Consider the following 25,437-nt stretch of genomic DNA (forward strand, 5'->3'; position numbering starts at 1 on the left):
CGAGAACACGTCGGACACGTGCTCCTGCTGGAGGTGTCATCATTGTCGACAAGTCTCGACCCGAGGGAGCCCTGGTGAAGCTTGCATTGACTGATCTGATCGAACAAATGCCTCGTGACGATTTGGCGAGTACGCGAGCGTTCTATGCGTCGCGGCCTGCCGGTGTCGGTCCGAGTTCCCTGCAGGAACTGCTTGTGGTGCGAGCATCCAGGGTGGTTGATCCCACGGCGAGCCGGGCTGTTGAACACACACTCGACATCGAGGGCCGATCCGTTTCGGTGCGCGTAGTCACTCCGAAAGACGGCGATGTCAACGGGGTCTATCTGTATCTTCCGGGTGGGGGTTTCTACATGAGTTCAGCGGCCAGCGCTGACGCCCGAAGCATGAGACTTGCCGACGAGGTCGGGGTAGTAGTGGTTACCGTCGATTACCGGCTTGCACCGGAATTCCCTTGGCCGGCAGCGCCGGACGATTGTGAGGCAGTCGCCTTGTGGCTGCTTGAGGTCGCTGCCGAACGGTTCGGGACGACCAGGCTCGCCATCGGTGGCATGTCGGCGGGAGCAACCTTGGTGACGACGACGTTGCTGCGCCTTCGTGATCGAGGTCTGGCCAAGGCATTTTCGGGTGCGGTGCTGGAAGCGGGCACGTACGACGTCAGTGCCCAGACTCCCGCGGGCCGCACCATCAGCGACGAATACTTCATCGAAGCCTACGTCGGCCATGTCGATGATCGCACTCTTCCGGATATTTCTCCGACATTCGGCGACCTCAGCGGCCTGCCGCCGACCCTCGTTGTCGTTGGATCAGAAGACGTGGTCCTGGCAGAGAACCTTGCCATGGTGGCGCGACTGTCGGCGGCCGGAAACGACGTCGACTTGCGTCTCTATCCTGATGTCCCGCATGGATTTACAAACCATCCAACGCCTGTTGCCCGGCGTGCTGCGCTAGATATGGGTGCTTGGCTTCGGAATCGACTCGACTCCGACCCCGCGTGACAAGCACGGGCGCGGTTCAGTGTGCCGAGGAAAAGCGGACTGTGTTCGGTGTCAGATCTTGGCGAGCGTTTTACGATGAAACAATTCGAGGCTCACCATGGATTTCATCAGGCCGTCGAGGGTTCGCGCATCCCATCCAGTCAGATGCTGCCAGCGGTCGAGTCGATAGGTGACAGAGTTCGCATGTAGGTGGATGTCACGGGCGGCGGCGCTGACAGAGAACCCGCTTCGCGCGAAGGCGCGGACGGCGTCCATCAGATGTGAGTGCTCTTCGGCCACAGATGCCCCGGCCTGTAGAAGCGGCAGCAGCTCGTCCTGGTGGGTGGCAAGAGTGGCGATGAGCCATTCGTCGGCAAAACTGACCGTCGTGCCCGGCGCTGTCGCCAACTGCAATGTGCGCTCGGCGTCGGTGATGCTTTGAGCTGCGCCGACGAGCCCGACCCGGGGCATCCCGATACCTAGTGACGTTCGTGGATGATCTCGCATGATTGCGTGGATGACTTCGGTTGGTTCGCCCTGACACATCACGATTACTCGGGAGCCATGTCGACTGCAATGCGCGACAACATGCACGGAATCCAGGGTTCGTTGCAGGTGTTCCACTTGTGCTTCTGACCATTCGTCCTCGACGGCCGACAGTGCTTGGAACGATTTCTGTGTTTCGAATCCGAGGGTTTGTGCCAGCTCTCGGGCGTTGCTCAGTTCCATATCCGTTGCACTGTGCAGTGTTTCGAAGAATCGGTATCGAACGCCGGCGCGGATGGCCTGCTCGCTGCGCGTTGCCTCGGAGTGTCCGACTGCGACTGCGCTCGTCGCGGCGTGAACGAGGTCCCAAAGTTTGCCGCCTGCTTGCAGCAGCTCGTGTGTTGGTTTCGTGGACCGCTGGACCATCGTGTCCCAGAGCTCACGAGATGCAATGTGATAGGTCTCGATGACATCGGAGAGGGGGAGCCCTTGCATCGCGCGACGGCGCCCGAGTTCGCGGTTTCGGTCGGTGTCTTCTGTGGTGATCGTTTCGTTCTCGGCGACGGCACACAGCATTGCGGACAACTGTTTGCGGATGTAGTTGCCTTGCTCGGCCACTGGTACCGCGGAGTAGGCCGGGAGTTCGCTGCGAATCTGTTGTACCGCGCGCTCGGTGAGCGCTTCGAGCTCGTCGGAAACCTCGCGACACAACCGTCGGATCGTGTCTTCTTCTTCGACGTCGGTTACGTCCACGGGGTTACTCCTTTGTGCGTGCTTGGTCTTGCGTCCCGTGAATTTCACGAACGAGCGTCGTGGATTCCGGGGTTCACCCATGGTCCCGCCATAGTGACGGGAGGCACACTCAACGCTAGACCGGACGACGATTCGACGGCAAAACGCCCCTCGCCTCATCTGCTCCGGATCGATCAACGGCTAAGGAGCCACAATCATGTCCAACGAGGCGAAGAGTGCCTTGCTCGCAATCGGAGTTCCGTTCGTCGGGGTGCTGGGCGGGATAGTTGCGCTCTCCGGATCCGAACTGACTGTTCTCGGATTTCCCATTTTGTTCGCGTGGCTTTTCCTGTGGATGCCGCTGACCTCGTTGTGTCTCCACATGGCATGGAAGTTCTTTGACCGCAAGGACTTCGAGGAAGCGGAACGAAACGAACTGGCTCAGGCCAAGACCGAGATCGGGGATCCGACATGATCGCTGCAACATTTACGCTCGTGCTACTCCTCGCGCTCGGCGCCGGAGTGCTTTCACGCCGTGGAAGCAAAAAAGAGATCTCCGACTACCTCGTGGGCGGGCGGTCTTTCGGTCCCGTGCTGGTTTTCATCCTGGGAGCAGGTGAGGCCTACAGCATCGGCACGCTCATTGGATTTCCCGGGGGTGTGTACGCCCACGGGGCAAGCTACGGCGTCTGGTTCATCGGATACATCTTGCTTGCCTACCCGATCGGATACTTCTTTGCGCCCTATCTCTGGCGGGCAGGCAAGCGGTATAACGCGATGACGCTGCCCGATGTGGCAGGGCGGCACTTTCGGTCGCGCGGGTTGGAACTGACAATCGCGATTGCCTCGGTAGTCTTCCTCATTCCCTGGGGGCAGTTGCAGCTTGCCGGCCTCCAGGTCGCACTGAGCGGACTTGGCATCACCATCAACCCGACGGTGGCGGTTTTCGTCGGCGCTGCGCTTGCTCTGCTCTTCCTCCTGCTTTCGGGTGTGCGTGCACCGGCGTTCGTGTCTTACGTCAAGGACGCAGCTCTGCTGTTGGGAGCGATCCTGATCGGACTGGCCGCCACGGCCAAATCGGGCGGTATCACGAAGCTCTTTGCCGATGCGGCATCCCATGGGGCCGGGCAGGCCTCGCAATCCACCGTCACCGGTTCGTCGCTGACCTTCGTTCTCACCACAATTGTGTTCCAGTCACTCGGTTTTTTCGTTTTCCCCTTCATCGTGCAAGCGGTGCTATCGGCGAAGTCCGAGGCAACCCTCAAGCGAGTCGCCCGATTCAACCCGCTGTACATGCTCATGTATCCCTTCCTCGTCGCTGCTGCCTTCGGCGCAATTTCATTGCTGCCCAACAAGCTCGAGGGCGCAGAGTCCAATGAGGTGCTCCTGCAACTGTCCCGTCTCGTGCTCCCGGACTGGCTGACCGGAGTGGTGGCGGGTGGTGCGGCACTGTGCGCGATCGTTGTTCTGTGTGGCTCGGCGCTGGGAATCGGCTCGATCGTCTCGCGAAACATCGTTCCTGGAATACCCGAATCACGTCAGAGAGTGTGGGTGCGCGGGGTCATCGTCGCCTACCTCGGCCTGTCGCTGATCCTCACCCTCGCCGCACCCCAATTGCTGCTGACGCTGGTGAATACCGCGTATTACGGGGTGACCCAGGCCGTGGTGGTGTTCGCGACGATGATCTTCGGATGGAAGCTGCGACCGGCAGCGCTCGCGATGGGCGTGGTGCTCGGCGACGTGCTGGTGCTCTGGCTGTACCTCGACACACACGGCACGGTATCGATGTGGTTGGCGGACAAAGGCATGAACATCGGTGCCGCAGCGCTCGTTCTGAACGTGTTGTTCGTGTCCGCCACCCGAGTGATGTGGCCTCCTGTCGAAGCGGTTTCGGGCCTCCGTGCAGAAAATCGATCGGCACCAGTGCCTTGCCCCGCAGCCCCGACCACGAAGGCGGATATCCGATGACTCGGACACTACTCACCGCAGATGCAATCCTCACCCAAGACGCAGCGTCACCCCAGGTTGAGGCGCTCGTCCTCGATGGAGGCCTGGTTGTCGCCACCGGAAGTCGAAAGGACATGGGGGAGTACGCCGGACCGGAAACTCGTCGGCTCGATCTCGCCGGCGCTACTGTGATCCCGGGGCTGATCGAGTCGCACATTCACCCGACCTACTCCGGCTTGACTGACGGATGGGCCGATTGCCGGACGCCACCGTGCGCCTCGATCACGGATATCCAAGGGGCTCTGCGGAACTCCACTCCCACTCACGGCTGGATACGTGGATGGGGGTACGACGACACACAACTTCGAGAAGGTCGCCATCTCACACGCGATGACCTCGACGCAGTCTGCACCGACCGCCCGATCATCGTTCTGCACATCTCGGGGCACTTTGCGGTGGCAAACACTGTTGCGCTTGCAACTGCAGGCATCGACGAATCGACGGTGGATCCCGGGGACTCGCAGTTTCCGCGTGGGGCGGACGGGAGGCTCACAGGGATGGCCTGGGAAATCGACGCCGTGGCACGGTTGAGCGGCGCGATACCAGACCTGACACAGGCAGAGGTGCAGACCGCGTTGCTGCGTAGCTTGACACTGGCGCGTTCGCGAGGAATCACGACCGTCCACGATTTAGGGGTCGGCCTGTCGGCGGGCATGCAGGAGTTGGCCGCCTATCGTGCCCTGGACACCATGGGCGAGATGCCCGTGCACACGGTTGGCTTCCTTCGGGGTGATCTCGCGATCGCAGAACTGGAGGAAAGGAACATCGCTTTCACGGCTGCACCGGCCCCAGGGTCACGCTTCCGCCTGGCCGGCGCCAAATTCTGGGCGGATGGGTCCATTCAAGGATTGTCTGCAGCCTTGCGAACTCCGTATACCTGCAGCCCGAACCATCACGGTGATCTGCTCTATCCGCAGGAGCAACTCGACGACATGGTTCTCCAGGTGCACCGCGAGGGAGGTCAGGTCGCGGTGCACGCCAACGGCGATGCGGCTGTAGCCGCCGCCATCGCGGCGCTGCGCAGTGCGCACCGCAGTGACGGACGTCGAGCGCGGCACCGTATCGAGCACTGCCAGGTGAGTAGGCCTGCGGATCTCGAGGCGATACGTGATGCCGAGATCGGGGTGAGCTTTTTCGTCAACCATGTTTTTCATTGGGGCGATCGTCACCGTGACCGTTTCCTCGGTCCTGAGAGAGCCGGCAACCTGGACCCGCTGGCGTGCGCCGATGACATCGGCTTGAAATTCGGGCTGCACTCGGATTGCCCGATAACGCCGATGGATCCCCTCCAGACGATTAGGACTGCTGTGAATCGGCTGACCATGGGCGGTGCCGTGCTTGGCGCCCACCAACGGATCGGAGTGCAGCGTGCAGTGCAGGCCATGACTGTGGACAGTGCGTACTTGGTCCATGACGAAGGACGGGTGGGGATCTTGGCGCCGGGTCGTCGTGCGGACCTTGTCGCGCTCGACGGCACTCTTGCTGCTCTCGCAGACGCTTCGTCCGACATTCCTCAGCCTGCACTGGTCATGGTCGACGGCAGGTAGCGCATGAGATTGATTTCGTCCCAACGGTTACCAGCTCGAGGTGGAGATTCGTGCAGTTGCTCGACAGTGAAGTTGTTCGGCGCTGTGCAGTTACGGCTGCCGCCGCGGCCGCGGTCTGTCGTTCGAACGGGCCCGGCGTGGTCGATGGCGACGCAGTGACGGGCAAGAGCTTCTTCCTGCCGGATGGCGGCTGGCCGGGCACCTGAACACATGTCCGGTTTCTGGAGCAAAGTCGGGACGAGGAGCGTGCCACCCTTGTAATCTCGCACGGGAGTTTGCGGGGCGCGGGGTATCCCGCACAACCAATGAGAGGATGAAGGTGACAACTGCCTACACGCGCCGCCGAGGGGCGCGCCCTTTCGGAATCGCCCTCGCTGCGCTGGTCGCCGTGGGTGCGGCCCTGACAGGCCCCACACTCGCCTCCGCCTCGAGCGGCGACCTGCAATTGGGTTCGAGTCAGTTCGGATCGTCCGGGGAGCAACCGCCGCTGCCGGAGATCCCACCGCCGTCCGCGGCCGAGATCAGGCTCGACGAGGCGCGGAACTTCCGCGACATCGGCGGGTATCGGACTACCGACGGCAGGACCGTCCGGACAGGCCTGGTGTTCCGTTCCAACAAGCTCAGCTCGCTCAATGAGACTGATCTGGCAAAACTCACCGCCGCGAACCTGACCCTCGACGTCGACCTGCGCAACGCCTCCGAACGTGCGGAGGATCCCGATCGGATCCCCGCCGGGGTCACCTACCAGGTCGCCGACGTCGTCAGTATCGAACACGGCATCGCGTTCCACGAGTTCGTTCCCCTGACCCTCGGTCGCGCGTTGATCGACGGCGCAGTCAAGGGAACCTCGAACATCGGCCAGAGCATCGGCTACCCGTTCATGGTCAACTACCGTGGTTCCGATGTCGCCTTCCGTGACCTGCTGACTGCGATCGCGAACAACTCCGACGGCGCAACCGTCTACCACTGCAGTGCAGGGAAGGACCGCACCGGTTGGGGTACCGCGATCCTGCTGACCATTCTGGGTGTCCCGCGTGAGTTCATCAGTGCCGATTTCATGGCGTCGAACACGTACCTGGGCCGGGACGACGCGGTGGACCTTTCGTGGCTCGATGCGGCGTATGCACAGGTGGACCGGCTCTACGGCGGTATGGATACTTACGTACGGGAGGGCCTCGGCGTCGACCAGGGCACTGTCGACTCTCTGCGCGCCAAGCTTCTCCTCTAAGCGGAGCTCCACGCCCGGCTTCTTGCCTACTCGGACCTTCTTCTGTCCCAGTGCGACCTGTGGTTGCGGGAGCGCGCGATTGTGTGGCGCCGCTCCTGGGGTGGGCCCGAGGTTTCTTGGCCGTGTGCGATCACCAAGTGGCGCAAGAACTTGGCGCGCAAGAATCACGACTGGTCATGGACTCGACGCTGGCCAATTGGTCAGCATCGAATCGAGAGCCTCGAGGATTCTTGCCCAGCTTTCGGCGCTGTCCGGTGCACTGTGGCTGAACGATCCACCCAGCTCGAGGCTGGCGTACCCATGAAAAACGCTGCCGAGCAACCGAACTGCGTGGGTCTGATCGAGATCGGTGAGGTTGTACCCGCGCAGAATCGATCGCATCATCTGCGAGTGTCTGAAACCCGCGCTCGCGGCCGCGGCCTCCGGGGTGAGGCGCATCTGTGACGCGGCGTACCGACCAGGGTGTGACCTCGCGTAGTTGCGGTACACGTTCGCGAAGGCGGTCAAGGCGTCGCGGCCGGACCGACCGGCCACGGCGTCGGCAGCCTGGTCGGCCATCTCTTCCAAGGCAAGCAGCGCGATTCTGGTTTTGAGGTCGTTCGAACTTTTCACGTGCGAGTACAGGCTTGCGACCTTGACGTCGAACGCTCTGGCGACCGCCGATACGGTCACCTGCTCGAAGCCCACCTCGTCGGCCAATTCGGCGCCCGCCACGGCGAGGCGTTCGGGTGTCAGTCCTGCGCGAGGCATGTCCGTTGGTCCTGTTCGTCGAGAAGTGAAACCGCTTGCCTAAATAGTATAGGCAAATTACTGTGTGCTGTAGTTAAAACCTTCGCAACTTATCTACAGGTGAATGAGATGAACAGCCAGAGCAGCTGGATTACTACCGTAATTTCCGAGGACATCGTGCGCGGAGCCCTCGAGCTCGAGCGGACCGAACGCGGTGTGCTGACACACCGTCTGCCTGCCAGAGCTCGCACGCAATTCGCTGACGGGCAGATGGCAATGGCGCAATCACAACCGTCCGGAGTGCGGCTGGTGTTCCGAACCAGCGCTACGGCCATCGAACTCGACACTCTGCCCACGAAAATGATCTACATCGGTGCTCCGCCGAGGCCGCAAGGGGTGTACGACCTGATCGTCGACGGCGAACCAACCGGGCACGCAATCGCTGAGGGTGGCAACACGGTGACGATCGACATGGCGACCGGTACCGCTCAGAGACAATCCGGACCCGTCAGCACCATCCGCTTCGCGGACTTGCCCGCGCGATCCAAGACCGTCGAGATCTGGTTGCCGCACAACGAAACCACCGAACTTGTCGCATTGCGAACCGACGCCCCGCTCGAACTCGCAGTCGGCACGAAGCGTGATGTGTGGCTCCATCACGGAAGCTCGATCAGTCAAGGCTCCGGCGCTGAAAGTCCCTCCCGCACTTGGCCTGCTCTCGCAGCCTCTCTCGGCGGCGTGGATCTGATCAACCTCGGGTTCAGCGGCAGCGCTCTGCTGGACCAGTACGTCGCCCGCGCTATGCGAGACACTCCTGCCGACCTCATCAGCATCAAGATGGGCATCAATCTGGTCAACTCCGACGTGATGCGCCTGCGGGCCTTCACGTCGGCAATGCACGGCTTCCTCGACACGGTCCGCGACGGTCATCCAGTGGCTCCACTGCTGGTCGTCTCGCCTGTCTATTGCCCGATTCACGAAGACACGCCTGGACCTGGTGCATTCGATTTCGACGCGCTTGCCAGAGGCGAAATGCGATTCGTTGCTACCGGCGATCCCGCCGAGCGCGCAGCCGGAAAGCTGACGCTGCGCTCTATTCGGGAAGAGTTGGCGCGCATCGTAACCCAGCGATCGGCGGATGATCCCAATCTGCATTACGTCGACGGGTGCGATCTCTATGGTGCGGCCGAGAACGAAGAGTTGCCGCTTCCCGATCAGCTCCATCCGGACGCTGCGACGCACCGTCTCATCGGCGAACGCTTTGCCCAACGGGTATTCGCAGACGACGGCGCATTCGCACGCACGGTGTGATCGCGCAATCTGGTTCGATCGGATTTCACACGATTTGACCCTGACGTAGCGTGAGGGCTCACGATGGCTTCATGACCGATACTTACCCGGCATTCGACATCAGCCCCGTCCCTGTCCCCGCTACAGACGCCGTGCCTCCGGAACAGTTCCGAGGTCTCTACGGAATGCCCATGTTCGTGTCGGTTCCGACATCGGATCTGGCCGAATCTGCCGACTTCTGGATCCGTGGGCTCGGTTTCTTCGACCTCTTTTCGGTACCGGATCGACTGACGCACCTGCGACGCTGGGCATTTCAAGACGTTCTGCTCGTGCCCGGCGAATGTGCAGATTCACCACCGTCCGTCAGTGTGAGCTTTGCGTGTGTGCTGAGTCAGATGGACCAGATAGCACAGGCGTGTGAGGAATTGCGGCCCGGATGCACCAGCGGTCCACATCTGAAGCCGTGGAATTCACTGGAGTTGGAGATTGTGACACCGGAGAACGCGCGCGTGATCATGACGGCCGCTCGTCCGTACGACCCGAACAGTGCCGAGGCCGAGCATCTGCGAGGCATGGGAATTGACGGACCCGACGACTGAACCGAGGTCTGACGCTGTGGCCTCCCGAACCGCTTCTGTCAGACTGGATCACGTGACGGACCAACTCTTCGGAGACGAGGCAGACAGTGCTCTCACTGTCGGTGCTGCCGCATCACGACTAGGCATAACCGTACGTACCCTCCATCATTGGGACGCAATCGGTTTGGTGCGTCCGTCCGGGCGCAGTGACGGGGGCTACCGGCTGTACACCGACGCGGACCTCGGTCGCATCGGCCGGGTGCTTGTCTACCGTGACGTGGGTTTGTCGCTCGACGAGATCGGGATATTGCTCGATGCGCCCGCAGCCCACGTGGACGAGACGCTGCGTGGGCAGCGCGCCGAGTTGCGGCAACGGATAGCCGACTTGGAGGAACTGGGCGAGTCCTTGGATCGCATCATCGATGCCAGGAAGTCGGGTGTGCTGTTGCCGGCACACGAGCAGGTCTCGATCTTCGGCCGACACTGGCAGCCGTCATGGGGACCTGAGGCGCACGAGCGTTGGGGTGACAGTGCGCAGTGGGCGCAGCACGCGGAACGGTCGGCGGGTAGGACCGCTGAGGATTGGCAGAAGATCGCCGACTGCGTCGAGACGCTCAACGAAGATCTGGCGCTGGCCTGCCGATCCGGTGTCGAACCGGGAAGCGGCGAGGCGAATTTGCTGGCAGAACGGCACCGAGCGTCGATCGGGGTTTACTTCGACTGCACACATTCGATGCAGGTGTGTCTGGGACGGATGTACGTGGCCGATCCGGGATTCACCGCGTTCTACGAGCAGGTCGAGACCGGTCTGACAGTGTGGCTCCGCGCTGTCATCGATGCGAATGCTCGGGCCAACGGGGTTGTCCCCGAATCGGCGACGTGGGTGTGAGTGAGCTGGTGGTCGCTCGTCAGTCCAAAGACGCACACGCAGTGCACCACGGTCGGCCGTCGACTCCGGGCGCACGATGGGACACTGCGATGCGCGCGGCCAAAATGCAGCTTTCGTTGTCGTGATAGACGTCGAGATCCGAAGGAACCGTCGAGTGGAACGCCGGGACCTTCATGTCTACCTCCGTTGTGGCTCGCCAGGGAGTTGGCTCGTTGCGGCAATCCTCCCACCACAGAGATCATCTCGCCTGTCGGCAGAAGCAGGGCCGTTGCTCGGCCAAATTGCCAGGGGTCGACACGTGCGGTCCCGTCCGCGCGATTGTGCAGCCCCGCAGCGACTTACAGGTGTGGTTACTTGGTCGCCCTGCCTTCCGAACAGATGCGCACTGCGCGCGCGGTGTGATCTTCGACGGCGCTCACCGCAGAGAATCCCGCAGGGATAGGCTGGACGGATGCGTGGAGAGTACAAGGTTCCTGGTGGAAAACTGGTCGCGGTCGACGTCGAGGTGGCGGACGGTCGGCTGTCCGAAGTCGCAGTCTCGGGGGACTTCTTCCTCGAGCCCGACAGCGCGCTCGACGACATCAACGCGGCGTTGCGCGGAATGCCCTCCGACTCGGATGCAGAACAGTTGGCGCATGCCATCTCCACTGCGCTCGACGAGTCCGTCTCGATGATCGGCTTCACGCCGCAGTCGGTCGGCATCGCGATCCGGCGCGCACTCGGCCACGCCACGAGCTGGGCGGATCACACCTTCGACCTCATCCCGCCGGTGGTTCTCGATCCCGCGATGCACGTCGCGCTGGACGAGGTCATCGCGCGTGAGGTCGCATCGGGTGAGCGTCCGCCGACATTGCGTTTCTGGGACTGGGACTCGCCCTTGGTCGTGATCGGATCGTTCCAGTCCGTGCGTAACGAGGTCGACTCCGAGGCGGCTGCGCGGTACGGCATCGGGGTGGTGCGCCGAATCTCCGGTGGCGGCGCGATGTTCATGGAACCGGGCAACTGCATCACGTACTCGTTGGCAGTACCGGCGTCATTGGTCGAGGGTTTGAGTTTCGAGCAGTCCTACGCGTTTCTCGATCAGTGGGTCATGGGAGCGCTTGCCGAGGTCGGTATCAACGCTCGGTATGTGCCGCTCAACGACATCGCCTCGGACAAGGGCAAGATCGCCGGCGCCGCTCAGAAACGATTCGCGTCCGGCACTGTGCTCCATCACGTGACCATGGCCTACGACATCGACGCTGAGAAGATGACGCAGGTGTTGCGAATCGGACGAGAGAAGATGTCGGACAAGGGAACCAAGAGTGCGGCCAAGCGCGTCGATCCGCTGCGTTCGCAGACCGGAATGACGCGTGCAGCAATCCTGGAGTCGTTTGCGCAGCACTTCCGAGGTCAATACGACACCCACGACAGCGATTACACGGACTCGGAGTTGGAGCAGGCGCGCAAGCTGGTGGACACGAAGTTCAGAACCGAAGAGTGGACTCACCGCGTCCCGTGAAACCGAGAAACCGGGACGAGACCCGAGCGGTCTCGTCCCGGTCGCCTAGGTAGCCGGAGTCGCTGAGTTTGCCCCGAGGAGCTCGGCGTCGGCCGTCCCGGAGTTCCGCTTCGGAATGGTGAAAGTTGCGCTCACGCACAGGATTGCGATGACGAAGCACGCCACTGTGTACCAGAGGTTCCCGATGGGATCTCCAGCGCTGGTGGAACCGTCGACCGCGTCGAAGAAGTCGGGAAGCGCACTCGCCCACAGGACGGCCATGACAACCAGGTACACCACGCTGTAGATCTGCACGAACCTGTTGGTGTGTGCAGGAGTGTTCGATTCTGCCGAGCGCAGGTGCGTCCATTGGCGGACGAGAACCACGATCGCGACCACTGTGAGGACTGCAAGTTCAGCGGCGTAGAGGAACCCGCGGACAGTGTCGCTTCCCATACCGAAGACCGTCGCCGGGAGCGGAAGAATGAACGTACCCAGCGAGGCCAGCAGGCCGATCACGATGGTGCGCCATACCAATTGAAGTCCGGAGAAGTGCTTGCCGGCATCGACGTGCCGTCCGACGAAGTACTGGACGCAGAATGCCAACGACATCGGCCACAGCGCGGCGAAGACGACCACGCTGGGAAGTGGAACCGCGTCGAACATGGGTTGGTTGATCGGGTTCGACGTCGACCACTCCCACCACCGCAACTGGGGCCCCAGGTGGTCGAAGATTTCGTAGAACGCATGGTGGACGAAGCCGACGCAGACAGCGCCCAGTAGTGGACCGTATTTGCGGAAAACGCCGAGCATTCTGACTATTTCGAAGGCCAACGTCGCCATCAGTGGATAGATGGCAACGATGTACAGCGGCAGTCGACCCCACATGAAGTCGACGGTGAACACGTTGTGCGCGAACATCGTGTCCACTTGTTCTTCGATGCCGAACGCCGCCGGGAAGTACAGCGGAGGCTCGATGATGAACAGGTAGGCGGTGGCGCCGAACCAGAGAACCAGATTGGTGGGGTCGCCGTTGCGGCGCAACCGCACGATCGCCAGGACCAGTGCGAGCACCGAGCCGACGATGATGGTCCATTCGAGGACGGGCAGGGTCCAGTTCTCCAGCGCCGCGGGGTTACGGAACTCGACGAGTCCACCTGCTTCCTGACAGGAGAAACCGAGTTCTGTTGCGAGCTGGGAGAACGTGGGGGAGCAGTGTTCTGCCATCAGTTGGCCCCTGACGTGATCGACTCGGCTTGTGCCTGAGATTCGGCGGTGTACCAGCGTGTGCAGTCGTAGCCGTCGTCGTAACGCTTGAACCACTGGTCGGCGAGTGCGGGGAGTTTCTCGTGGTCCGGGTTGTGATTGGGCATCTGGCTGCGGAAGACACCGCCGAGTGCGACGAGTTGTTCTCCGAGTTGAAGGTGATCGAAGGCGCGAGGCATCGTGCCCTTGGTCAGATACGGAGCGAACGACGTCAGAATCTTCTGCTTGGTGCGGTGGGTGGCGAACATCGACAGTGAGTCGACTTGCCGCTCGGAGAGCGGAACGTGCTGGTTGAAGCCTGCGCAGGCGATACGAATCACCTTCATGACGTGTGCGAAGATCGACGGCGCCATTCGCATCCGGTAAAGCTCGCTTCCGACAACGGAATTGAAGATGATCAGTGCCGAGCTGCGATGCTCGACCTCCTCGACGAAGTGCCAGATGAACAGTGACGCGACGCGGTCGTCTCCCGGGCGGAACAAGGTCGCCTCGTTGTCGAGCATCAGCTTGAACACCGGAGTGAAGGTCGCCTCCAGATCTGCGGTGTATGCAAGCCGGTAGTTCAGCGAGGTCGCCTCGGTCAGTAGATCGAATTCACCGATCACAGCGTCGAGCGTGTTCTGTAGTCCGGGGTAGCGCCTGATCAGAGCCTTCACATGCTGGCGGTGCGCGGTCGAGTGATGGCCTTCCTGACGCATGAACGCCACGGCTTCCTCGGCCACTTCAGGATCGCTGATCCGCGACTTGGTCTGCATGATCATCTTCACGATCATCTTCTCGAAACCGATGGCCAGGAACGAGACCGCGTTGGACATGCTCGACCAGGCCGGGTTCTCCGGGTTCCACAGGAAGGGAACGTCCTGATCCTCGAATCCGAAGTCCATTTTTCGGGGTTGAAGGTTGGTCACTTGTCGAACCGTCTTTCGGAGGGGCTGGTCAGGTGGCCGCTCTGGCACTCGAAGCCACGTGTGGCGGTAATCATACATATTGGTGTGCAGTTGTATGTTCACTTTCGGCGAGGGGAGTGAATTCGAGGGGCGCAGACGCAAAACCTGCCTGTGTTAGCCTGTGGCTCTTGGACTTCGAGCGCAAAGACATGGTTCGAGCCTCGTTCGAGCGAGGAAGTGGGCAGTGGCACGAAGGCGTGGGTGGGGCGGCAATCCACCGGACAGTGACGAAGATGCGTCTCGTCGCATTGTCGAGGCCGCGGTCGAGTTGATCGGACGGACAAGTTCGGAAATCAGCATCGGCGACGTCGCCGAGTCACTGGGCGTGATCCGGCAGACCGTGTATCGATACTTTCCCAGCGCTGACGCTCTGATGCGGGCAGCGGCGATCGCGTCGGTCGACGGCTATCTCGATCGACTCACCACACACGTGAGCGGCATCGAAGATCCCGTCGAGGCGATGACCGAGGGTGTCGTCTACACCCTGACCCAGGTCCACCGAACGCCGCATCTCGGCATTCTGCTCACCAGCACGAATTCGAGTCTTCATCCCGAAGGTCTGACCTCTCAGGAGGCGCAGGCCTTCGGAATGGCGATGATCACCCGCTTCGACGTGGACTGGGTGCGTTTCGGATACGACGACGCATCACTTCAGGAACTGGTCGAATACGTCCTGCGGACGATGCAGTCGTTTTTCCTCGCGCCCGGCGACCCGAAGCGGAGCGACGAAGAACTGCGGCGATACCTACGGCGCTGGATGGGTTCTGCGATCATCGCCCAGGGAAATTCTGTCAGCGGTGACCCGATCAGCGCAGAACCAGAGTCAAAACAACCGCGCTGACGCACGCGGCGATGACGACGATCAGCGCGAACAGGTCGGCGAGCTGAGGGCGCTTGGGGTACGCCGCGATCAAACCGGTGCCCCCGCGAGCGGAGATCGCTTCACCCATCTCGGCAGAGCGCCGAATTGCCACCGACATGGTCGTGGTGATCAGATCGACTATCGAATTGTCGGCAGCGCTGTTCACCACAGCTTTCGGGCGTAGTCGTCGCGCCGCCACCAGAGTGAGCATCTCGTCGATCAAGAGCGGAAGTGAACGAATGCAGAGGGCCGTCGCGATCGCCCACTCGTCGACCGGGATCTTGAGGAATCGCAGCGGTCTACCGAGCGTTGCCAGTGCCGGCGCCACATCGCTCATCGACGTGGTCCATGCCAACATCAGTGAGACGCAGAGCAATACAAGACCGAACGTCACAGCTTGCAGGTAGATGAACACTGCGTCGAGGCCGATCGGAAGATTGATCAACGCGCCGAGCAGGATCAGCGCCCACAACCACCACGGAGGTCGCGGAACTGCAGTCGGGGGGATGCGTCCGATCACCGCGGTCAGCAACAACAATCCGAGTACGACGCCGATCGCCGGCCAGGACGGAGCGGTCACGACCACGATGCTGACGAGAACGACGGCAACGATCTTCGTTCCGGCCCACAATCGGTGGATCGGCGATGAAGTCGGGACTTCGCGCAGAAGTGTTGTCACGTCGTCGATCCTTCCAAGGCGCTGCTGGCGGCAGGGTCGAGGATGCGACCCTCCGACAGTCGAATTGTTCTGCTGCACACGGCGTCCATGCCGTCGACATCGTGGGAGATGACGACTACTGCGGTTCCGTTCCGACGAATCCACCTGAGTACGTTCAGGATTTCGTGTCGACCGGGTGGATCCAGACCGGCCAGCGGTTCGTCGAGGATGAGTACCCGCGGTTGGCGCACGAGGAGACCGGCCAGGACGACGCGTCGCATCTGTCCGCCGCTCAACTCGTCGATGCTGCGGCCGGCGATGTGACGGTCGAGTCCGACGGCGTCGAGCGCCCACGAGACTTGCACCGATCCGATCTCCGGACCTCCGGCGGCCTCGATGTCTTCGGCGACGGTTCGGCGTTGCAGCTGCAGTCGCGAATGCTGGAACGTGAGACCGACGGTGCCGAGTTGGCGTGAGACGGGTTTGCCGTCGAAGACTGCGGTTCCCTTGCTCGGTGCGATCAAGCCCGCCATGATCCAGGCCAGAGTCGATTTACCGGAACCGTTGCCGCCCAGAACCAGCAGCCCGTCGCCGTCGCCGATTGTGAGATTGACGTCCGACAGTGCGCGCCGCGACCACGGAGTCCGGTCGTTGTACGTGTGGGTGACATCGGTGAGTTGGAGGACAGCTCGAGTGCTGACCGGCCACGGCGCAGACGGCGGACCCCCGAACGTCGACGTCATCCAACCTGGTTGGTGATCGATCTGCCGTCCGCGTTGTAGTTGAATCACCCGATCTGCGTTGCGGGTGTCGGCGTGGTGATGGGTGACCAGTACCACGGCCATCGGGTGGCGTCGCGGAAGTTCGGCAAGGAGCGAGACCAATTCCTCCCGGCCGGCCTGATCGACCATCGCGGTGGCTTCGTCCGCGATCAGCAGAGCGGGGCGCCGCGCCAGCGCGGCTGCAACAGCCAGACGTTGCATCTCGCCACCGGACAGCCCGGAGGTCTCACGCATACCCATGCCTGCGAGTCCCACCTCGGCCAGCAGTGCATCGACGTCGGGATGCGACTCGGGGGGAAGCCCCCAGACGACGTCGTCCGCGACGCGGGTTCCGAGGATCTGGCTTTCGGGTCGTTGGAGGACGACGGCGGTTCCGCCGTGTCGGCCGAGACCGGCGGACCCGGGTCTCGTCAGCGTCCCGACAGTCGGCGCGCGACCGGCGAGCAACCGGGTGAGTGTGGACTTGCCCGAGCCGTTGTGGCCGACGACGGTGACGAACTCTCCTCGTCGCACGGTGAAGTTGACGTCGACGAGGGCCGGTGTCGTTGCACCCGGATAGGTGAAGCCCACGTGATCGAAAGTGACCGGCAACGGATCGATCGGACGGTCGTCGGGTGCTGTCTGGAGCGGGTCGGCCGAAGGGAGTGCAGCCAATCGGTCGAGGACGGCGCCGAGGACGAAATAGGAGACGACGGTACTGAGGACGATTCCGGAGATGATGGACACGCCGATCCACAACCACCAGTAGTCGATGATCGAGCCGATGCTGTTCTCGATCCATTCGGCTGCGCCGACGAGTGTGGGGGCACGCTTCAAGATCTCGGCCACGCCCAACGCGGTGTTCTCGAGCGAGGTCAACAACAAGGTGCGCAGCGGAGCGAGAACAAGCAACAGGACTATGGAGAACAACGCCAGCGCGGGCCCGATGACCAATGACGACAGCAATGCGGAGACGAAGCCGAGACCGCGCCGCTTGACCGTACCGATGATTCCGCCGAGGAGAGCGCTCAATGCGACCGCCGCCGCAGATCCCGAACCCGCCGCGACGAAGGCGACTGCCGTAGCCGAGATACCGGCCGTCGTCACGGCGCGGACTCGGAAGCGCTGGGCAACAATTCCCATCGGAACGGCGGCCACGAGGTTGAGGGCGCTGGCCATGGGGATGACCGTGGCAATGACGGACAACGCGACCGTGAATCCGGCCATGACGGCACCCGTTGCCAACTCGAGTGGTCGAAGGTTGCCGGTTTCGCGGACTTGCGGACGGTTGCTCACTACGTCCAGTGTGCCAGTGGTGACATAACTCCCGCCCGACTGATGGTGAGCGCATCGGGGTGATTGCGTAGGCTTCACCTCAAACAATGCATCGGACGGAGCGTGGAAGACGTGAGTGCAGCACCCATCAGGGTCGGGGTTCTGGGAGCCAAGGGCAAGGTCGGTCGAGCGATCTGCGAGGCAGTGGAAGCTGCTCCCGATCTGGAACTCGTCGCTCAGGTCGACACCGGTGATCGCATCGAGACGTTTGTCGACACCCGCACTCAGGTAGTGGTCGATTTCACGCACCCCGACGTCGTCATGGGAAATCTGGAATTCCTCGTGGCCAACGGAATTCACGCAGTGATCGGCACCACCGGTTTCGACGAGTCCAGGCTTGCGACTGTGCAGTCCTGGCTCGACGCCCAGCCGGCAACGGGTGTTCTGATCGCCCCGAACTTCGCCATCGGTGCTGTGCTGTTGATGCGCTTCTCGGCTGCCGCGGCGCGCTTCTTCGATTCCGTCGAGGTCATCGAACTCCATCACCCCAACAAGGCAGATGCTCCCTCGGGCACCGCATACCGAACGGCCGCCATGATCGCCGAGGCTCGCGCGGAAGCAGGCGTCGGACGTAGCCCTGACGCCACCACGACCGAGCTCGAGGGTGCGCGTGGAGCCGACGTCGACGGCGTCCGGGTTCACTCCGTGCGGATGGCCGGACTGGTCGCGCATCAGGAAGTGATTCTCGGAACTCAGGGCGAGACGCTGACCATTCGCCACGACTCGATCGACCGGAATTCGTTCGCGCCGGGCGTTCTGCTCGGTGTCCGCCAGATCGGCTCGCGTCCGGGTCTGACGGTCGGTATCGATTCCTTTCTCGATCTATGAACAAGACCACCCGCACCGTCGCACTGATCGTCGCGATTTGCATTGCGCTCGCGGTGTACTTCGTGCTGCTCGGCCAGCGCGGAATCCAGCTCATCCAGGACGGTGGCGGCGCCGCGATCGGTCTCGGGGTCGGCGTGCTGATCCTGCCGTTCCTGGGGCTGTGGCTCGTCATCGCCACGCTCCGTGCCGGCTTCACGCACCAGCGCCTCGCGCAGCAGATTCACGACGAGGGCCTCGCTGTCGATGCGTCTGCGCTTCCGAAATTGCCTTCGGGCCGGATCGAGCGAGCGGCTGCCGACGAGTTGTTCGCCCAGATCAAGGTCGACTGGGAAGCAGACCCGGACAACTGGAAGCAGAACTTCCGACTTGCTCGCGCCTACGACTATGCCGGTGACCGAAGCCGGGCTCGGGAAACCATGCGACGGGCAGTCGAACTGGAACGCCGTTCACGAGGCAAGTAGGTGTCTACGCCGCGAAGCGGGGCCTGCTGAGACGCTACCGCTCCGGAACGGTTGTGGGAGATGACGGATCCGGAGTGGTGGGGTCGAATGGCGGCGGGTTGTTCGGGTCGAAGCTCGTCACCGGCACCGAACAGGTCGCGCCCACTTCGGGATACGTGTTCGGGTTGACGCGCAGAGCCGAGACGAACTGATCGATGCGCGCGTCCGCGGCGTTGTCGAGCTTGAGCTGACGGCCCCACGACTGCAGCGAGATCGGCGAATCCAGGGTCGGATACGGCGACATCAACGTGTAGCTCATGCCCTCGACTCGCTGTGCCAAGCGAGCCTGATCCTCGCTCGAGACGAGGTCGGGGTTGTACGTGATCCACACGGCCCCGTGCTCGAGAGAATGGACCGCATTCTCGGTCCGAATCGCTTGTGGATAAACAACTCCGGTGCAGTTTGCCCAGACCGAGTCATGACGGCCGCCGAAGGGCGGTGAATATGTGTACGCCACGCGTTCGTTCGGGCGTACGTGTTGGGCTGCTGGGTAGTCGACCGTGACAACTCCGTCGATGGCTTCGGACGGATCCGGGTTGTCGATGCTCGGAACAAACGCATCCGGGCGCGGTGATCCTTCGAGGGAATTCGCACACGAAGCCAGTGCGAGAACTGCCGAGACCACCACTGTCGCTCGAAGTTGTTTGTTCACTCGGCCATGATAGCGGCGCCTGTCCGCTTTCCCGGGGACGCGAATCGACTACGACCCGAGAGAGCCGCTCGCTCCGCCCGACAGTGCGATGTCGCTGGCGCCGCGAAGAATTCGGATTGGTGGTAATGGCCCTCGGTATGCCTCGGAGCCACTGATCAGATCACCGGCAGCGTCGAACGCGATCGCCTCACCTTGTGGCTCGTCGGGAAGGGGGACGCGAATCGGGTTGGTGTTCAACGCTTTCACGACATCGCCGTCGGGAGCTGCGTACAGGTAAGCGTCGGTATACGTGCGGAGCGCTACCACCGTGCCGTCCTTGCTCACGGCGCCGCCGGTGACAGCCATCGTGCCGGCGTGGGGGACGGGCCCACCGGGTGTGAGGGTGGGAGTAAATCTGAGCTGACCTACTTTGGCCAACATGGTCGGCGAGCCCGTACTCAGATCCTGAACCTGCTGTCGCTCAGCGGTTGTGTAGACCACGCTTGCACCCAGGTAGTCCTTGGTGACGATGACGGGAACCCCGTCGCTCTGGATCAGTAGTGTCTCGGCGTCGTGCCCGCCGTCGGGATAGACCAGGGGGTAGGAGGTCGCCGCACCTGAAGCCGGATCGAGGTCGATCAGCCCGACCGACGTTCGTACCGCGTTGTTGTCGCCGATGTCTGCCAGCCACAGATGGCCGTCGGGAGTCGACGACAGATCCTCGACGTCGACACGAGGGGTGCCCACGCTGATCCAGCGCTGCACGTGGCAGTTCGAATCGAGTTCGGCGACCCGATCGTCGGAGCCGCTGTCGCCGATTGCGTACATCCCGGCCGCGGTGACGGTGAGTCCGGACAGCTCGGAAAGGCCTGCATCGGTGGGTGTGCACAGTACGTCGAAGACGCGGGCCTGTTGCGCCGCCGCAGGAACAGTGTGAACGCCGACAATCGCGGCGGCGAGAACAACCGATCCGGCAGCCCAAGCGACTGAGTGGGTGAGCGGTCGATTCCAGATCACGATGCAGTCCTCCAGGCCGAAGAATCGGGACTTAGTACCCAGAGAATACTGGACGTCCGTCTCACTTTGACCGAAACTGCAAGAAATCGCATCTGCCGAGACGCCGTGATGCGTCAGTGATTCACCGAGTGAATCCGCGTGCAGGAGGGGATACTCGACTCACCGGAGATCGGCGGCGACGAGCAGGAAGTGACGAAGCGATGGCGAAGAGTGAGTCCGACAAGCAAGGCGCAGATTCCCCGTCTCGGTTGATCGACAAGCGAATCGAGGAACTCGGAGACTGGCGGGGCGAGATGCTCGCCCGGATACGAACTCTGATCAAAGAAGTGGATCCGGATGTGGTGGAGGAATGGAAGTGGCGAGGTGTTCCCGTGTGGTACCACGCCGGAATGATCTGTACCGGTGAGACTTACAAGAGCGCAGTGAAGGTGACCTTTGCCAAAGGCGCATCACTCGACGACGCTTCAGGACTCTTCAACTCCAGCCTCGAGGGCAATACGCGACGGGCGATCGATTTCCACGAGGGCCAAGCCGTCGACGAAAAGGCGTTCAAGGCACTCGTTCACGCCGCGATTGCCCTGAACACCTCGAAGAAGTGACGCCCTGTCAGAGATGATGTTCAGCGAGGTCGAACGCACTGAGTAGCGTGCGGAATTTTGTACTGGTCTCTCTCAATTCGATTTCCGGGTCGGAAGTAGCGACGATGCCGCCGCCGGCGTAGGCCCGCGCCGAGAGGCCGTCTGCTGCGATCTCGGCGCAACGAATAGCAACCATCCACTCGCCGTCTCCAGTCCGGTCGCACCAGCCCACGGCACCGGCATAGAACCCACGATCGGCTTCGGTTGCGGTGATGTGCTCGCGTGCGGCGACCGTCGGTGTGCCGCAGACAGCGGGAGTCGGATGCAGCGCCATTGCGAGTTCGAGCGAGGTCAGGCTCGGGTCGATCAGGACACCTTCGATCTTGGTCCCGAGATGCCACAGTTGCGGTGTCCGAAGGATTTCCGGTGCGCTGGGTGCATTGAAGGACGTGCACAGTGGTCCGAGTATCGCGCTGATGGAGTCGACGACAAACGCGTGTTCGGCCAGATCTTTGGTCGACGCGCGGAGTTGCTCGGCATTCGCCTCGTCCTGATCCGAATTCGGATGGCGTGCAATCGAGCCCGCCAGCGGGTGGCAGGTGACGACGCCGCCTCGCCTTTCGATCAGAACCTCGGGCGTCGAACCGACCAGCGAACGCCCGCGGTACTTTCCTCCGGCGGGGGACAGGTCGACGCAGAAACCGTTGTGCGCGTGATCGAGTGCAATCAGTTTCTCGGCCAGAGCGGCGGGGAAGATCGTGGACTCGGCCTCGATGGTCAGGGAGCGTGCGAGGACAACTTTGTCGAGTTCGCCTGCTCGAAGTCGTTCGATGGCTCCGCGGACCCTGTCGGTGTGGATCTGCGGGCTGGGTTCGAATCCGGCTACCCGCGAAGTGGGTAATGACGGGATGTTCGAGTGATATAGATCACCGCGGACTCGTGTGAAACTCAGTGGCGCGGTGAGGGCGGACGGCGTCTCCGGGGAGAACGGCAGGGCGCCGACGACCGAGTCGATGCGCCCGGTCTTGAGGGCTTCGGCAGCGTCGAAGGCCGAGTCGAATTCTTCGACTACTCCCGAAGTGCGGATCGACGTTTGCCTACGTGAGAGCAGGAAAACGGAGTCCGTTTCATCGTCAGTCCGGTTGTTGCGCAACGGGAATTCGGAGACTTCGGCGAGTGCTGACATGGACACCCTTCCAGTTCGACAGATTGCTTGTTATGTTGAGGCTAGCCTTAGTTTGGGTGAATTTGTGTTGCGAGCGTCCGGGTTGTGTACTTCCGTACCGTTATGGTTAGGCTGGCCTAAAGTCAAGGCGTGCGGACGGGGTCGACACGAGGTTGGGTTGGCTCGATCTGAGCGCGTCGACCACTACTCGAGGAGACCGATGAGCAACACCGTGGACCGTGACCAGATCGTGCGCGACGTCGCCGAGGTTCTGTCGATGAGGGCAGAACAACTCGGCGACGACGCGGACCTGGGTGACGAAGGCCTTGACTCGGTTCGCTTGATGACGCTCGTCGAACGGTGGCGGGGAGCGGGCGCGGATGCCGACTTCGCGGAGTTGGCAGAAGAGCCCACGATCAATGCCTGGGTTCAGGTCCTGTGCCCGCAGTGAGCGAGCGCCGAATCGCCGTGGTCACCGGTGCTGCGGCGGGGATCGGCGCCGCAGTGGCCCGTACGCTTGCGCGCGACGGGTATTCGCTGGCGTTGCTCGATCGCGACGACGTCGAATTGAAGCGGGTAACTGCGGAATTGGCAGAAACAATCGTCGAAGGCGCCGATATCGAGAGTCACGTCGTGGACGTGACCGATCGGCAGGCAGTCGACGCTGCAGTGGCCTCGACGATGGACACGTTCGGCCGGATCGACGCGCTCGCGCACGTCGCCGGAATTCTCGACACCGGATCGGTGCTGGACTCCGATCCGGACCAGTGGCGGAAGATATTCGGCGTCAACGTCTTCGGATTGCTGAACGTGCTGCAAAGCGTGGGACTGGAAATGCGTCGCCGTCGGGCCGGGGCGATCGTGGTCGTCTCGTCGAACGCGGCCGGTGTCCCACGTATCGGGATGGGTGCTTACGGTTCGTCCAAAGCTGCTGCCACCATGTTGGTTCGAACCGCTGGACTGGAGCTGGCTACTGACGGCATTCGTGTCAACGTGGTCGCTCCGGGATCCACCGACACAGCGATGCAGCGGTCACTGTGGTCGGACCCTTCCGACGATTCGGGTGCCGACGCGGTCATCGAAGGCAATCTGGCGAGCTATCGCCTGGGTATTCCGCTCGGAAAACTGGCCACCGCAGACGATATCGCGGACTCGGTGCACTTCCTGCTGTCCGACCGGGCGGCCCACATCACCATGCAGGCGCTGTACGTCGACGGTGGAGCGACGCTCAAAGCGTGAGACGTATTTGCTGACAGTACTTTCGAACAGGAGTCACTTGCATGACCTCGAGGATCGCTCGCGAGCCCTTGGCACCCGTCGCACAGTATCCACCCGATTTGGTGACGTATTATCGGGAACGAGGCTATTGGACTGACGAGACGCTGGCCGGATTCGTCACGGCCGCGGCCGCACGGCATCCCGACAACGAAGCGGTGGTCGGCAGCGATGCCTTTGGCACACAGACACGGCTGACGTATTCCGACCTCGATCGTCGCAGCTCGGCCGTGGCCGGAGGCCTGTCCGGCTTGGGTGTTCGCGCCGGTGACCGGGTGCTTCTGCAGCTGCCGAACATCGTGGAATACGTCGAAGCATTGTTCGGTGTGTTGAAACTCGGCGCCCTGCCGGTATTCGGGTTGCCGGCGCATCGCCGAACCGAAATCGGATACTTCTGCCAGTTCGCTGATGTCGCTGCCTATATCGTCGCCGACCGTCATGGCGGGTTCGACTACCGCGCGCTGGCGCGTGAGGTGAACGAAGGCCTCGAGACTCCGCCTGTTGTGATCGTGGCCGGTGACCCCGAAGAGTTTGTCGGTTTCGATTCGCTGCGCGGATACGAGGTTCCCGTTCTTGCCGACGTCGATCCGTTGTCGGTCGCCTTTCTTCAGCTTTCCGGTGGCACGACCGGTGTTCCGAAGCTGATTCCGCGAACGCACGCCGACTACCTCTACTCGGTGCGAGCGTCCAACCCGATCTGTGGCGTCGACGACTCGACGCGCATGTTGGTGGTTCTTCCTGCAGCGCATAATTTTCCGATGAGTTCGCCGGGCATCCTGGGCGTTCTCCACGCGGGCGGCTCCGTGGTTCTGGCGCCGGACACCATGCCCTCCACAGCTTTCGGTCTGATCGAATCAGAGCGAGTCACGCACGCTTCCTTGGTTCCACCGATCGCGTTGGCCTGGATGGCCGCCCCCAGTAAGGCAGATCACGATCTGTCGAGCTTGCGGGTTCTCGGCGTCGGCGGAGCGAAGTTCAGCGCCGAAGCCGCTGCACGCGTACCCACGGAGTTGGGCTGCACCCTCCAGCAGGTGTTCGGGATGGCCGAGGGGCTGGTCAACTACACCCGCCTCGACGACACGCAAGAATTGATCGTCAGCACTCAGGGCCGGCCCATTTCACCCGACGACGAGGTTCGTGTGGTCGACGACGAAGGCGCGCTCGTCGCGCCCGGAACCACGGGGCACTTACTGACTCGGGGTCCGTACACGATCCGCGGCTATTACCGGGCGGATGCGCACAATGCCGAGGTCTTCGACGCCGAAGGTTTCTATCGCACCGGCGATCTGGTCAGCGTCACCGATTCAGGACATCTGATAGTCGAGGGACGCGCAAAAGACCAGATCAACCGCGGCGGTGAGAAGGTTGCGGCCGAGGAGATCGAGAACCACCTGCTCTCGCATCCGGCTGTCCACGATGCGGCCGTCGTCGCCGTTCCCGACGAGTACCTGGGCGAACGAACCTGTGCTGTTCTGGTGATTTCCGGAGATGCCCCGACCGTCGGCGAGATCAAGCGATACATACGAGGCCGAGGCGTTGCGGCGTACAAGGTTCCGGATCGAGTGGAGTTCGTGACCGAGTTCCCCGTCACCGGCGTCGGAAAGACCAGCAAGGCGGCCTTGCGCCGTGTTCTCAGCGAATCGATTGCCGCACAGACTCTGTCGAGTTGATCGG

The 25,437-nt window shown here is 62.3% G+C and carries 27 protein-coding genes; 17 read left to right on the plus strand and 10 right to left on the minus strand.

The features are described 5' to 3' along the window. The first annotated feature begins 74 nt into the window (after positions 1-74). Positions 75-995, plus strand: coding sequence for an alpha/beta hydrolase (locus tag P0M12_RS25245; RefSeq protein ID WP_030535590.1), 921 nt, complete (start codon positions 75-77; stop codon positions 993-995). A gap of 51 nt (positions 996-1,046) precedes the next feature. Here the strand turns inward: P0M12_RS25245 and P0M12_RS25250 are convergent, their stop codons facing one another. Continuing rightward, positions 1,047-2,213: a helix-turn-helix domain-containing protein gene (locus P0M12_RS25250; RefSeq protein ID WP_030535589.1), complete on the minus strand. Its 1,167-nt coding sequence runs from the start codon at positions 2,211-2,213 to the stop codon at positions 1,047-1,049. A 196-nt stretch (positions 2,214-2,409) separates the two neighbouring features. On the opposite strand from P0M12_RS25250, the gene P0M12_RS25255 reads away from it, so the two are divergent. From P0M12_RS25255 to P0M12_RS25275, 5 genes are all read left to right on the plus strand, one after another. After that, complete coding sequence (locus tag P0M12_RS25255; protein ID WP_003942271.1) at positions 2,410-2,667, plus strand: DUF3311 domain-containing protein; 258 nt, start codon at positions 2,410-2,412, stop codon at positions 2,665-2,667. After that, entirely contained in the window at positions 2,664-4,160 is a 1,497-nt protein-coding gene (locus P0M12_RS25260; protein WP_030535588.1) for a sodium:solute symporter, read from the plus strand. Before P0M12_RS25255 ends, P0M12_RS25260 begins: the two co-directional genes overlap by 4 nt. Continuing rightward, positions 4,157-5,746, plus strand: a complete 1,590-nt coding sequence (locus P0M12_RS25265; RefSeq protein ID WP_007735103.1) for an amidohydrolase — start codon at positions 4,157-4,159, stop codon at positions 5,744-5,746. The genes P0M12_RS25260 and P0M12_RS25265 overlap by 4 nt, the downstream gene beginning before the upstream one ends. Positions 5,747-5,796: 50 nt before the next feature. Then, positions 5,797-5,952, plus strand: coding sequence for a hypothetical protein (locus P0M12_RS25270; RefSeq protein WP_155277914.1), 156 nt, complete (start codon positions 5,797-5,799; stop codon positions 5,950-5,952). A 107-nt stretch (positions 5,953-6,059) separates the two neighbouring features. Next, the gene (locus P0M12_RS25275) at positions 6,060-6,974 is read left to right on the plus strand and encodes a tyrosine-protein phosphatase (protein WP_030535587.1); all 915 of its coding nucleotides are present in this window, start codon (positions 6,060-6,062) and stop codon (positions 6,972-6,974) included. Between the two features lie 174 nt (positions 6,975-7,148). On the opposite strand, the gene P0M12_RS25280 is transcribed toward P0M12_RS25275, so the two are convergent. Then, on the minus strand, positions 7,149-7,724 hold the full coding sequence (locus P0M12_RS25280; RefSeq protein ID WP_030535586.1) for a TetR/AcrR family transcriptional regulator: 576 nt from the start codon (positions 7,722-7,724) through the stop codon (positions 7,149-7,151). A gap of 108 nt (positions 7,725-7,832) precedes the next feature. On the opposite strand from P0M12_RS25280, the gene P0M12_RS25285 reads away from it, so the two are divergent. The 3 genes from P0M12_RS25285 (at position 7,833) to P0M12_RS25295 (ending at position 10,460) form a co-directional block, all read left to right on the plus strand. Beyond that, positions 7,833-9,014: a GDSL-type esterase/lipase family protein gene (locus P0M12_RS25285; RefSeq protein ID WP_030535585.1), complete on the plus strand. Its 1,182-nt coding sequence runs from the start codon at positions 7,833-7,835 to the stop codon at positions 9,012-9,014. A gap of 71 nt (positions 9,015-9,085) precedes the next feature. Beyond that, positions 9,086-9,592 (plus strand): glyoxalase/bleomycin resistance/dioxygenase family protein, encoded by a 507-nt coding sequence (locus P0M12_RS25290; protein ID WP_030535584.1) that lies wholly within the window; start codon positions 9,086-9,088, stop codon positions 9,590-9,592. A gap of 52 nt (positions 9,593-9,644) precedes the next feature. Next, entirely contained in the window at positions 9,645-10,460 is an 816-nt protein-coding gene (locus P0M12_RS25295; RefSeq protein ID WP_051720812.1) for a MerR family transcriptional regulator, read from the plus strand. 19 nt (positions 10,461-10,479) lie between these two features. Here the strand turns inward: P0M12_RS25295 and P0M12_RS25300 are convergent, their stop codons facing one another. After that, positions 10,480-10,635 (minus strand): hypothetical protein, encoded by a 156-nt coding sequence (locus P0M12_RS25300; protein WP_003942131.1) that lies wholly within the window; start codon positions 10,633-10,635, stop codon positions 10,480-10,482. A gap of 276 nt (positions 10,636-10,911) precedes the next feature. On the opposite strand from P0M12_RS25300, the gene P0M12_RS25305 reads away from it, so the two are divergent. Continuing rightward, complete coding sequence (locus P0M12_RS25305; protein WP_277377027.1) at positions 10,912-11,961, plus strand: biotin/lipoate A/B protein ligase family protein; 1,050 nt, start codon at positions 10,912-10,914, stop codon at positions 11,959-11,961. A 45-nt stretch (positions 11,962-12,006) separates the two neighbouring features. On the opposite strand, the gene P0M12_RS25310 is transcribed toward P0M12_RS25305, so the two are convergent. Together P0M12_RS25310 and P0M12_RS25315 are read right to left on the minus strand one after the other, a co-directional pair. Further along, positions 12,007-13,167, minus strand: coding sequence for a hypothetical protein (locus P0M12_RS25310; protein WP_030535582.1), 1,161 nt, complete (start codon positions 13,165-13,167; stop codon positions 12,007-12,009). Continuing rightward, positions 13,167-14,114, minus strand: coding sequence for a metal-dependent hydrolase (locus P0M12_RS25315; RefSeq protein WP_030535581.1), 948 nt, complete (start codon positions 14,112-14,114; stop codon positions 13,167-13,169). The genes P0M12_RS25310 and P0M12_RS25315 overlap by 1 nt, the downstream gene beginning before the upstream one ends. Before the next feature lie 223 nt (positions 14,115-14,337). Between P0M12_RS25315 and P0M12_RS25320 the strand changes: the two genes are divergently transcribed. Next, entirely contained in the window at positions 14,338-14,994 is a 657-nt protein-coding gene (locus P0M12_RS25320) for a TetR/AcrR family transcriptional regulator (RefSeq protein ID WP_007735111.1), read from the plus strand. On the opposite strand, the gene P0M12_RS25325 is transcribed toward P0M12_RS25320, so the two are convergent. Next, complete coding sequence (locus P0M12_RS25325) at positions 14,960-15,694, minus strand: energy-coupling factor transporter transmembrane protein EcfT (RefSeq protein ID WP_042450697.1); 735 nt, start codon at positions 15,692-15,694, stop codon at positions 14,960-14,962. The genes P0M12_RS25320 and P0M12_RS25325 overlap by 35 nt on opposite strands. Next, positions 15,691-17,730, minus strand: coding sequence for an ATP-binding cassette domain-containing protein (locus P0M12_RS25330; protein WP_030535578.1), 2,040 nt, complete (start codon positions 17,728-17,730; stop codon positions 15,691-15,693). The genes P0M12_RS25325 and P0M12_RS25330 overlap by 4 nt, the downstream gene beginning before the upstream one ends. 102 nt (positions 17,731-17,832) lie before the next feature. Between P0M12_RS25330 and dapB the strand changes: the two genes are divergently transcribed. Both dapB and P0M12_RS25340 read left to right on the plus strand, forming a co-directional pair. Further along, positions 17,833-18,597: a 4-hydroxy-tetrahydrodipicolinate reductase gene (gene dapB / locus P0M12_RS25335; RefSeq protein ID WP_003942179.1), complete on the plus strand. Its 765-nt coding sequence runs from the start codon at positions 17,833-17,835 to the stop codon at positions 18,595-18,597. After that, complete coding sequence (locus tag P0M12_RS25340; protein ID WP_030535577.1) at positions 18,594-19,058, plus strand: hypothetical protein; 465 nt, start codon at positions 18,594-18,596, stop codon at positions 19,056-19,058. Before dapB ends, P0M12_RS25340 begins: the two co-directional genes overlap by 4 nt. A 34-nt stretch (positions 19,059-19,092) precedes the next feature. Here the strand turns inward: P0M12_RS25340 and P0M12_RS25345 are convergent, their stop codons facing one another. Both P0M12_RS25345 and P0M12_RS25350 read right to left on the minus strand, forming a co-directional pair. After that, on the minus strand, positions 19,093-19,701 hold the full coding sequence (locus P0M12_RS25345; protein WP_202427056.1) for a DUF3105 domain-containing protein: 609 nt from the start codon (positions 19,699-19,701) through the stop codon (positions 19,093-19,095). A 96-nt stretch (positions 19,702-19,797) separates the two neighbouring features. Next, entirely contained in the window at positions 19,798-20,745 is a 948-nt protein-coding gene (locus tag P0M12_RS25350; RefSeq protein WP_030535576.1) for a hypothetical protein, read from the minus strand. Between the two features lie 200 nt (positions 20,746-20,945). On the opposite strand from P0M12_RS25350, the gene P0M12_RS25355 reads away from it, so the two are divergent. Continuing rightward, positions 20,946-21,344: a DUF1801 domain-containing protein gene (locus P0M12_RS25355; protein WP_007735116.1), complete on the plus strand. Its 399-nt coding sequence runs from the start codon at positions 20,946-20,948 to the stop codon at positions 21,342-21,344. Between the two features lie 7 nt (positions 21,345-21,351). Here P0M12_RS25355 and P0M12_RS25360 read toward each other — a convergent pair whose 3' ends face one another. Further along, complete coding sequence (locus tag P0M12_RS25360; RefSeq protein ID WP_020969440.1) at positions 21,352-22,509, minus strand: isochorismate synthase; 1,158 nt, start codon at positions 22,507-22,509, stop codon at positions 21,352-21,354. A gap of 199 nt (positions 22,510-22,708) precedes the next feature. Here P0M12_RS25360 and P0M12_RS25365 point away from each other — a divergent pair, with 199 nt between their 5' ends. The 3 genes from P0M12_RS25365 to P0M12_RS25375 are packed head-to-tail and all read left to right on the plus strand — an operon-like array spanning position 22,709 to position 25,433. Beyond that, entirely contained in the window at positions 22,709-22,939 is a 231-nt protein-coding gene (locus tag P0M12_RS25365) for a phosphopantetheine-binding protein (RefSeq protein WP_003942230.1), read from the plus strand. Then, positions 22,927-23,727 carry a 2,3-dihydro-2,3-dihydroxybenzoate dehydrogenase gene (locus P0M12_RS25370; RefSeq protein WP_003942103.1) on the plus strand — a complete coding sequence of 267 codons (801 nt, stop codon included), beginning with the start codon at positions 22,927-22,929 and terminating at the stop codon, positions 23,725-23,727. Before P0M12_RS25365 ends, P0M12_RS25370 begins: the two co-directional genes overlap by 13 nt. Before the next feature lie 41 nt (positions 23,728-23,768). Then, the gene (locus tag P0M12_RS25375) at positions 23,769-25,433 is read left to right on the plus strand and encodes a (2,3-dihydroxybenzoyl)adenylate synthase (RefSeq protein WP_042450693.1); all 1,665 of its coding nucleotides are present in this window, start codon (positions 23,769-23,771) and stop codon (positions 25,431-25,433) included. Positions 25,434-25,437: the final 4 nt, after the last annotated feature.

Origin of the sequence: Rhodococcus sp. RCBS9 (genome assembly GCF_029457415.1) — a bacterium.
Taxonomy (GTDB): domain Bacteria; phylum Actinomycetota; class Actinomycetes; order Mycobacteriales; family Mycobacteriaceae; genus Rhodococcus_F; species Rhodococcus_F qingshengii.

Coding starts and splice junctions, on each gene's coding strand:
- P0M12_RS25365 (WP_003942230.1), top strand. CDS start 22,709: ATGAGCAACACCGTGGACCGTGACCAGATCGTGCGCGACGTCGCCGAG.
- P0M12_RS25260 (WP_030535588.1), top strand. CDS start 2,664: ATGATCGCTGCAACATTTACGCTCGTGCTACTCCTCGCGCTCGGCGCC.
- P0M12_RS25360 (WP_020969440.1), bottom strand. CDS start 22,509: ATGTCAGCACTCGCCGAAGTCTCCGAATTCCCGTTGCGCAACAACCGG.
- P0M12_RS25300 (WP_003942131.1), bottom strand. CDS start 10,635: ATGAAGGTCCCGGCGTTCCACTCGACGGTTCCTTCGGATCTCGACGTC.
- P0M12_RS25375 (WP_042450693.1), top strand. CDS start 23,769: ATGACCTCGAGGATCGCTCGCGAGCCCTTGGCACCCGTCGCACAGTAT.
- P0M12_RS25310 (WP_030535582.1), bottom strand. CDS start 13,167: ATGGCAGAACACTGCTCCCCCACGTTCTCCCAGCTCGCAACAGAACTC.
- P0M12_RS25255 (WP_003942271.1), top strand. CDS start 2,410: ATGTCCAACGAGGCGAAGAGTGCCTTGCTCGCAATCGGAGTTCCGTTC.
- P0M12_RS25265 (WP_007735103.1), top strand. CDS start 4,157: ATGACTCGGACACTACTCACCGCAGATGCAATCCTCACCCAAGACGCA.
- P0M12_RS25290 (WP_030535584.1), top strand. CDS start 9,086: ATGACCGATACTTACCCGGCATTCGACATCAGCCCCGTCCCTGTCCCC.
- P0M12_RS25285 (WP_030535585.1), top strand. CDS start 7,833: ATGAACAGCCAGAGCAGCTGGATTACTACCGTAATTTCCGAGGACATC.
- P0M12_RS25275 (WP_030535587.1), top strand. CDS start 6,060: ATGAAGGTGACAACTGCCTACACGCGCCGCCGAGGGGCGCGCCCTTTC.
- P0M12_RS25305 (WP_277377027.1), top strand. CDS start 10,912: ATGCGTGGAGAGTACAAGGTTCCTGGTGGAAAACTGGTCGCGGTCGAC.
- P0M12_RS25355 (WP_007735116.1), top strand. CDS start 20,946: ATGGCGAAGAGTGAGTCCGACAAGCAAGGCGCAGATTCCCCGTCTCGG.
- P0M12_RS25340 (WP_030535577.1), top strand. CDS start 18,594: ATGAACAAGACCACCCGCACCGTCGCACTGATCGTCGCGATTTGCATT.
- P0M12_RS25280 (WP_030535586.1), bottom strand. CDS start 7,724: ATGCCTCGCGCAGGACTGACACCCGAACGCCTCGCCGTGGCGGGCGCC.